Consider the following 7,812-nt stretch of genomic DNA (forward strand, 5'->3'; position numbering starts at 1 on the left):
CCCAACCCGACGTTCTTATTATCTGTGGGGGCGGAGCCCCCAGGGAGGGGTCCGGGCGCAGCCCGGGGAACGGAGGAAGGGCGGGTAGGGGACCAGCCCCGCAGGGCCGGCCCCCGCCCCACCGCCCGGCCAGGGCAACGGCAGGGGCCCGGGCCCGCGGACGGCCACCCGGACCCCACGGGGCCAGGGGCTACGCCCCGGCGGTCCGGCGCCGCCGGACCAGGAGCACCGCCCCGCCCGCGCCCAGCGCCAGCGCCCCGGCCGCCGCGGCCGCCGGCCCCCCGCCGGAGCCCCCGCCCGGGGTGCCGAAGCCCCCGGCCCGGCCCTCGTCGGCGTACGCCGACCCCGGCAGCTTGTCCCCGTACAGTCCCGCCACCCGGGCCCGGTATCCGGCCAGCGCCGCCCCCCGGTCCCCCACGGCCCGCGCCGCGTCCTCGTCCAGCGGCAGCACCCGGTCTCCCCGGGCCACGTACCAGGCGTCGATCTGCGGCTCGCGGAACACGGTCCCGCCGGGCAGTTTCTCCGCACCCAGCCGGGCGTAGCGGAACTCGTCGTCGCCGGTGGCGATGTTCACCACCTGCCAGCCCGCCCCGGTCTTCGCGGTCCACAGGGCCGCCTTCTGCCCGTCCGAGGAGACGGCCGCGCTCGCCAGGTACTCCAGCCGCGCGACCGGCGCCCCGGCCTTCCCGGCGACGAAGTCCGGCGACAGGTAGCTGACCGGGGTCGCCTCGCCCTCGACCCGGGGCTGTGCGGCGGCGACCGACACCTTCCCCTCGCGGGCGAAGAACCGGGAGAGGGTGGCCAGGGTGTCGGGCGCGGCGGCGGCCTCGTGGGCGGCCGCCCGGTTCTCGGCGGTGGCGGTCTGCGGCTGCGGTACGGGCGCGGCGGCGGCCAGCCCGCCGGTGGCCAGTACGGCGGCGGTGGCTGCTGCGGCCGTGAGGAGCGCGGCCGCACAGGCGCGGAGCGTCATGGCGGTCACGCCCCGATCCGGTAGAGGGAGTGGGTCCAGGAGAAGGTGCTGTTGTCCACGTACCAGGCGTGGGAGGCCCAGTTGTAGCGGTCGCTGGAGGGCCACGGGTCGCCCCAGTAGACCCAGCTGTCGGCGGTGTCGTAGCCGTAGATCACGTGCATGTGGCCGCCGCCGCCCGACCACTGGATCCGTGTCTCGACCGGCCGGTCGGCGTTGATCTCGGTCTGCACGGTGGAGTACTGGAGCCAGCCCGTCACGTAGCTGCCGGAGTTGATGCCGGCCCAGCGCAGCGCGGTCTGCACGTTCCCGAGGGTGGCCTGGTTGTTGGGGCACTCGGTGCCCTGCTGGCGGTTGAAGGCGGCGTTGCAGAACTGGTTCTGGCTGTAGTTGCGGCCGAACCAGGTGGCGATGGTGTTGCCGCCGGCGGCCCAGCACCAGTTGTTCTTCTGCTGGGCCTGCATGGTGATGCCCAGCCGCTTCCAGGCCAGGGCGGCGCTCGGGGCGTCGGTGCCCGGGGCGGCGGCGGTGGCGGTACCGGCGCCGATGCCCACGGGCAGCAGGACGAGGAGCAGGGCGGAGACCAGGGTGGGGATCAGGGCGGCGGCCAGGGACGGCCGCCCTCTTCTGTTGCGCATCGCGTTCCTCCCGAATGGGGACCCGAGGTGGGGACTCGGGGTGTGTGGGGGTGGAGGAGCGCGTCCGGACGCTGTGGAGGAGCATCAGGGTGTTGTCGCGATCAGGTCAACACGCTTCAATACGCGGTGACATTGCAGTGTGAACGGTGGGGCTGCGGTGTGAACGGTTGCTGCCGTTCCACCAGGTCCCCCGGTACCACCGGCCCGGCCCCCCACCCGGCGCGTGTGAACGTTCACAGAGGAGTCGCCATGCGGCCCACCGGCGACCCGCCAAACGCGCCGGACGCGGCGCAGCTCGGACGGCTGCTGCGCGGCGGCCCCTTCCACGCCGCCCTGCGCGCCGCCATCGCCGCCCGCGGCCTGCCCCTGCAACGCGTCCAGCACCGGCTCGCGGCGCGCGGCATCAAGCTCGGGGTGACCAGCCTCAGTTACTGGCAGCAGGGCGCCCGCCGGCCCCGCCACCCCGAGTCCCTGCGGGCGGTATCCGCCCTGGAGGAGATCCTGGAACTGCCCGGCGGCTCCCTGCTGCGGCTGCTGGCCGGCACCCTCCCCGCCGCCGACCCGCCCCGCCCGGCCGCCCGCTCCTACCGGGCGCTGGTGAGCGTGGGCGCGGCGGTGGAGGGGCTGCTGGCCGGGATGGAGCTCCCGGCGGACGGCGGCCTGCACACGGTCGGCCACCACGAGCGGGTCCGCATCGGCCCGGGCGGCGAGCTGCGCACGCGGGAGTCGCAGCAGATCGTCCGGGCCCACCGCGACGGCGTCGACCGCTACCTCGCCGTCCACCACGGCGATCCGGGGTGCGACGCGACGCGGGTGGAGGTGACCGCGTACGAGAACTGCCGCACGGGCCGCGTGCGCTGCCACCCGGAGGCAGGGGTGGTGGTGGCGGAGCTGCTCTTCGACGCGCGGCTGCGGCGCGGGGACACGTACGTCTTCGGCTACGGGATCGCGGACGGCACGGGCGGCCGCAGCGCGGAGTACGTGCGCGGCTTCAGCTACGCGGGCGGGCAGTACATGCTCCAGGTCGCCTTCGACGAGGCGGCCCTCCCGGTGCGCTGCCGCCGCTTCGCCCGCACGGGCCCCGGAGCTCCCCGCACCGCCCTCGGCGACCTCACCCCGAGCGGCCGGCACCGCGCGGTGCACCTGCTGGAACAGGACGTGCGGCGCGGGATCCTGGGCATCACCTGGGACTGGGAGTAGCCCCGGCGGCCCTCTCGTCCGGGGCCGCCCACCGGCCGGCGAGGAAGTCCTCCACCGTCGCCGTGAACGCCCGCGGGTCGTCCAGCCAGGGGTAGTGGCCGGCGTCCGGCTGGACGGCGAGCGTCATCGCGGGGAAGAGGGACACGGCGTCCGCGGCCGACCGGGCGGTGGGCCACAGGTCCAGCCCGCCCGCGAGGAGCAGCCCGGGGCAGGACAGCGCCCCCAGGCGCTTGCGCAGGTCCTCGGTGTCGGGCGCGTAGCCCCGGTAGTAGTGCTCGCTGACCGGCAGCGAACGCTGGCCGGGGTCGGCGGCGGCGTGCTCGCGGGCGGCGGCGTCCCATCGGCCGTACATCAGCGGTTCGAAGGCGAAGCGGTACCGCGCCGCCTCGGAGAAGGTGCTCGCGGACCTCATCCGGCGGTACGCCGCCACCGCCTCGGCGTGCCAGGGCTCGGCCGCCCGGGCGGCGATCACCTCCGCCGCGCCGGTGTCGGAGGGCAGTCCGACGGCGGCGAACGAGGGGGTGACCAGGGTCAGGCTGTCCAGCCGGCCGGGGTGGGCGGCTGCGTAGAGCATGGCCAGGCTGCCGCCGGCGGAGTGGCCGAGCAGGTCGAGGCGTTCCAGGCCGAGGTGGCGGCGGAGCGCCTCGACGTCGGCCACCAGGCGGTCGACCCGGCACGTGGCCGGGTCGGCGGGCATCGCGGAGGCGCCGGTGCCGCGCGTGTCGGGCAGTATCAGGGTGCGGTGGGCGGACAGGCCGCCCAGGTCGCCGAGGTAGTCGACGGACCGGCCGGGGCCGCCGGGGAGGCAGAGCAGCGGCGGCCCGGCGCCGAGCGTGCGGAAGGCGAGCGTCGTGCCGTCGTACGAGGTGAAGGACTCCATGGCGGACACCCTGCGGGGCGGCGGCCGGGCCCGGCTATCGTTCAGCCACTGCTAAACGATCGGGGGCGGGCGGACGTGCCGGTGGAGATCCGCCTCTCGGCGGCCGAGGTGGCGCGGGTGCGGCTCGCGGTGTCCCCGCTGGCCGAGACGGTGTTCGGCGTACGGGCGGCGCTCGGTGCCGGCGGGCACGCGGTGCACCTGCCGTGGGTGCGGGAGGCACAGCCGGTGCTGGCGGCGGAACCGGAGCTTCCGTTGCTGCGGACGCTGCTCGAAGGCTGCCTGCCGTCGTTCCTGTTCCCGGTGCCGGAGGAACGCCTGCCCGCGTTCGGCGGCGAGCTGGCGGACCTGCGGCGGACGGACCCCGCGTACGTCACGGCCGAGTGCGCCGCACTGGGCGCCCGGGCCGGTGGGCTGCCGGAGCCGGCGGTGCTGCTGGAACGGGTGGCCGACGCGCTGGCGCGCTGTCACGCCCGGCTGGTGGCCCCGCACTGGGGGCGGATGCGGGCCGTGCTGGAGGCGGACCTCTCCCGGCGGGCGGTGACGCTGGTCGACAGCGGGGTGGAAGGCCTGCTCGCGCAGCTGCACCGCGATGTGGTGTGGCGGGAGGGCGAGTTGGTGGTGCACGGGCGCCGCCGCGCCGGCGCGGTGTGGACGGTCGACGCGGGCGGCCACGGGCTGGTGCTGATGCCGTCCGTCTTCGGCTGGCCGGACGTCGTCGTCGACCACTCCCCGCGTGCCGCCGCCTCCATCCGCTACCCGGCGTCCGGCGTCGGGCTGCTCTGGGAGCGGCCCCGTCCGACGTCCGCCGGGCTCGCCGCCGTCCTCGGCCGCACCCGCGCCGCCCTGCTCGCCGAACTCGGCGAGCCGCTCAGCACCCCCGACCTCGCCGCCCGCCTGGGGGTCAGCGCGAGCGCCGTCTCCCAGCACCTGGGCGCGCTGCGCGGTGCGGGCCTGGTGACGACCCGCCGTACGGGCCGTTCGGCGGTACACCTGCGCACCCGTACGGGCACGGCCCTCACCGCCGACGACGGGGCCGGGCCGGCGGACCCGGCCACCGGCGCCTGAGGCGCTCCCGTCCGATCGCCGGAACCCCGCCGACGGGTGCGCCGGCCTAGCCCGCGATCAGCTTGCCGTTCTCCACCTTGACCGGGACCGCCGGCAGCGGGTCGGTGGCCGGGCCGCGCAGGACCTTGCCGGTGGTGACGTCGAAGCGGCTGCCGTGGCAGGGGCAGTTGCCCTCGCCCTCGACGATCTTGTCGAGGACGCAGCCGGCGTGCGTGCACTGGGCGCTGAACGCCTTGTACTGGCCCTCCGCCTGGCAGCTGACGACGACCTTGCGCTCGCGGAACAGCTTCGCGCCGCCGACCGGGACGTCGGCCGCGCCGCCCAGCTCGACCGGCTCCTTCGGGACGGCCGGGCTGCCGGCGCCGCTGTTGCTCTCGGTGGAGCACGCGGTGAGCGCCGTCCCCGCGCCCACGGCCCCGGCGAGCGCGGCGGCGCCCTTGAGGACGGTACGGCGGGCGGCGGGCTGCTGCGCGGGCATGCGGTTCTCCTGGTACGAGTGGCGGGCCCCTGGTGCGGGGTCCACGGGTCGACCCGACGATACCGGCGCCCGATGGGATACCTTCCCCCGCGTGATCGTCGTCGGTGGAGAAGCCCTGATCGACCTCGTGCCCGTCGAGCGGCCGGCGGGCGCCCTGCTGCCCCGGCCCGGAGGCGGGCCCTACAACACCGCCCTGGCGCTGGGCCGGCTCGGGGCGGAGGTCGCCTTCTGCTCCCGGGTGTCGGCGGACGGCTTCGGCGAGAGCCTGCTGGCGGGGCTGCGGGCCGCCGGGGTGGACCTCTCGCTGGTGCAGCGCGGGCCCGAGCCGACCACGCTGGCCGTGCCCTCGCTGGGCCCGGACGGCTCGGCCGTGTACGGCTTCTACGTCGAGGGGACCGCCGACCGGCTGTTCGCCCTGCCGCCCGCGCTGCCCGCGGGGGTACGGGCCCTCGCGCTCGGGACCTGCTCGCTGGTGCTGGAGCCGGGCGCGTCCGCGTACGAGGCGCTGCTGCGCCGGGAGTCGCGGCGCGGGCTGCTGACCCTGCTCGACCCCAACGTCCGCCCGGCGCTGATCGCGGACCCGGAGGCGTACCGGGAGCGGTTCCTGGGGTGGCTGCCGTACGTGTCGGTGCTCAAGCTCTCGGAGGAGGACGCGGCCTGGCTGGGCGGCCGGGTCGGCGACTGGCTGGCGGCCGGCCCGTCGGCGGTGGTGCTCACCCGGGGCGCGGCGGGCCTGACGGTGTGGACCTCGGACGGCGCGGAGCACAGCGCGGCGGCCCTGCCCGTCGCCGTGGCGGACACGATCGGCGCGGGCGACACCGTCAACGCGGCGCTCCTGCACCGGCTCGCCGGGGCCCCGGACGCCGACGCCGCCGACTGGCCGGACGTCCTGGCCTACGCCGCCCGCGCGGCCGCGCTGACCTGCACCCGGGCGGGCGCCGAGCCCCCGTACGCGGCGGAGCTGTAGCCCGGCGGCTCAGCCGATGGCCGCCCACAGGGTCCGGGCGAGCGCCGGGGCGAACTCCTCGACCGGCTGGACCACGTCGGCGCCGGAGAAGTGCAGGAAGAAGGCCCGCTGGAAGCAGGCGCCGAGCAGCAGCGCGGCGGCGGCCCGGGGGTCGGCGTCCGCGCGGAGCCGGCCGGCGGCGAGCTCGCGGCGCAGCCGCCCCTCCAGGGCGTCCAGCACCACGTGCGGGCCGGCGCCGATCTCCCGGACCCCCTCGCGGTGGCGGCTGAGCAGGGCGGGCTCGGCGAAGAGCGAGGCGGCCAGCGGCATGGCCTCGGCGTAGAAGAGCGAGGCGTGCCGGGCGATGGCGGTGAGCGCGGCCTCCGCCCCGCCGTCCTCGGGGTCGGCGGCGAGGGCGGCCATCAGCGGGGCGGCGTTGGGGGTGCGCTCCACCAGCACGCGCACGAACAGCTCCTCCTTGTTGGCGAAGTGCTTGTAGAGCGCGGCTTCCGAGCAGCCCGCCTCACGGGCGATGGCCTTGGTGGTGGCGTTGGCGAGGCCGACGGTGCGCATGAGGCTCTCGGCGGCGTCCAGCAGGCGCTCGGGCGTGGGGCGGCTTGACGTAGGGGTGGGCATTCACTCACCCTAGTGGACACGGGGGTGAGTGAGCACTCACCCACCCACCCTCCATTCCCATTCCCATTCCCCGACGGGGGTCCCACGATGAAGATCACGGTGTTCGGAGCGACGGGCGGCGTCGGCCGCGAGGTGGTCCGGCAGGCGCTGGACGCGGGCCACGAGGTGACGGCCGTCGTCCGCGACCCCGCCCGGCTGGGCGTGCCCGCGCACGACCGGCTGCGGGTGGCGGTGGTGGCGGACCTGACGGACGAGGAGGCGCTGCTGCCGGTCCTCGCGGGGCGGGAGGCGGTGGTCTCGGCCCTCGGCCCCGCGAACAACAAGCAGGCCCGGCTGACCCCGATCGCGGGACCGGCGCTGCAGGCGATCGTCTCGGCGATGGACCGGGCCGGGGTGAGCCGGCTGTCGGCGGTCAGCGCGGCACCGCTGGCGCCGGAGCTGCCGTCGGACGGGGTGCTGACGAGGGCGGTGGTCTACCCGCTGCTGCGGAGGCTGCTGCGGGACCTGTACGCCGACCTGGCGGTCATGGAGGCGGCGATCGGCGCGAGCCGGACCGAGTGGACGGTGGTCCGGCCGCCGCGGCTGCTGAACCGGCCGCGCACGGGGGCGTACCGGCGGGCGCTGGACGCCAATGTGCCGGGCGGGAAGGTGATCGCCCGCGCGGACGTCGCGGACGCGCTCCTGACGACCCTGACGGACCCGTCGACGGCCCGCCACGCCCTCGGCGTCGCCGCCTGAGCCCGCCTTTTTTGACGCGCCGCTCGCGCGGCTCGGCCCCAGGGGGCCTTACCGGCTTCGCGCCGCTGCGCCGGACTCCGTCCGGCGGGTGTGGGGCGGGGCCGGTTCGGGTGGCTGGGGCCGGTGGGTCGTCTGCGGGTGGGTGGGCCGCTGCGCGGGCGAGGGTCCCCTACCCGCCCTTCCACCGTTCCCAGGGGCTCCGCCCCTGACCCCGGTCCTCAAACGCCGGACGGGCTCTCCATAGCCCCGCCGGCGTTTGAGGCG

At 76.6% G+C, this 7,812-nt stretch carries 9 protein-coding genes; 4 read left to right on the forward strand and 5 right to left on the reverse strand.

Features of this window, described 5'->3' with window-relative positions; translation table 11 throughout:
- Window positions 1–190: 190 nt before the first annotated feature.
- A complete protein-coding gene (locus ACQKM2_RS40325; protein ID WP_427719096.1) occupies window positions 191–970 on the reverse strand; it encodes a hypothetical protein in 780 nt (259 codons plus the stop codon).
- 5 nt (window positions 971–975) lie between these two features.
- Window positions 976–1,605 carry a papain-like cysteine protease family protein gene (locus tag ACQKM2_RS40330; RefSeq protein ID WP_427719077.1) on the reverse strand — a complete coding sequence of 210 codons (630 nt, stop codon included), beginning with the start codon at window positions 1,603–1,605 and terminating at the stop codon, window positions 976–978.
- A 249-nt stretch (window positions 1,606–1,854) separates the two neighbouring features.
- Here ACQKM2_RS40330 and ACQKM2_RS40335 point away from each other — a divergent pair, with 249 nt between their 5' ends.
- Complete coding sequence (locus tag ACQKM2_RS40335) at window positions 1,855–2,805, forward strand: hypothetical protein (RefSeq protein WP_427719079.1); 951 nt, start codon at window positions 1,855–1,857, stop codon at window positions 2,803–2,805.
- Here the strand turns inward: ACQKM2_RS40335 and ACQKM2_RS40340 are convergent.
- Window positions 2,786–3,685 carry an alpha/beta fold hydrolase gene (locus tag ACQKM2_RS40340; RefSeq protein ID WP_427719082.1) on the reverse strand — a complete coding sequence of 300 codons (900 nt, stop codon included), beginning with the start codon at window positions 3,683–3,685 and terminating at the stop codon, window positions 2,786–2,788. The genes ACQKM2_RS40335 and ACQKM2_RS40340 overlap by 20 nt on opposite strands.
- Window positions 3,686–3,760: 75 nt before the next feature.
- Between ACQKM2_RS40340 and ACQKM2_RS40345 the strand changes: the two genes are divergently transcribed.
- Entirely contained in the window at window positions 3,761–4,750 is a 990-nt protein-coding gene (locus ACQKM2_RS40345; protein WP_427719084.1) for a DUF5937 family protein, read from the forward strand.
- A 46-nt stretch (window positions 4,751–4,796) separates the two neighbouring features.
- Here the strand turns inward: ACQKM2_RS40345 and ACQKM2_RS40350 are convergent, their stop codons facing one another.
- On the reverse strand, window positions 4,797–5,228 hold the full coding sequence (locus tag ACQKM2_RS40350) for a Rieske (2Fe-2S) protein (RefSeq protein WP_427719086.1): 432 nt from the start codon (window positions 5,226–5,228) through the stop codon (window positions 4,797–4,799).
- Window positions 5,229–5,319: 91 nt separating this feature from the next.
- Here ACQKM2_RS40350 and ACQKM2_RS40355 point away from each other — a divergent pair, with 91 nt between their 5' ends.
- On the forward strand, window positions 5,320–6,195 hold the full coding sequence (locus ACQKM2_RS40355) for a carbohydrate kinase family protein (protein WP_427719088.1): 876 nt from the start codon (window positions 5,320–5,322) through the stop codon (window positions 6,193–6,195).
- Between the two features lie 9 nt (window positions 6,196–6,204).
- On the opposite strand, the gene ACQKM2_RS40360 is transcribed toward ACQKM2_RS40355, so the two are convergent.
- A complete protein-coding gene (locus ACQKM2_RS40360; protein ID WP_427719091.1) occupies window positions 6,205–6,810 on the reverse strand; it encodes a TetR/AcrR family transcriptional regulator in 606 nt (201 codons plus the stop codon).
- A gap of 87 nt (window positions 6,811–6,897) precedes the next feature.
- Between ACQKM2_RS40360 and ACQKM2_RS40365 the strand changes: the two genes are divergently transcribed.
- Window positions 6,898–7,548, forward strand: a complete 651-nt coding sequence (locus tag ACQKM2_RS40365) for an NAD(P)-dependent oxidoreductase (RefSeq protein WP_427719094.1) — start codon at window positions 6,898–6,900, stop codon at window positions 7,546–7,548.
- Window positions 7,549–7,812 lie beyond the last annotated feature (264 nt).

Source organism: Streptomyces sp. NPDC004126 (assembly GCF_050275515.1).
Lineage (GTDB): Bacteria > Actinomycetota > Actinomycetes > Streptomycetales > Streptomycetaceae > Streptomyces.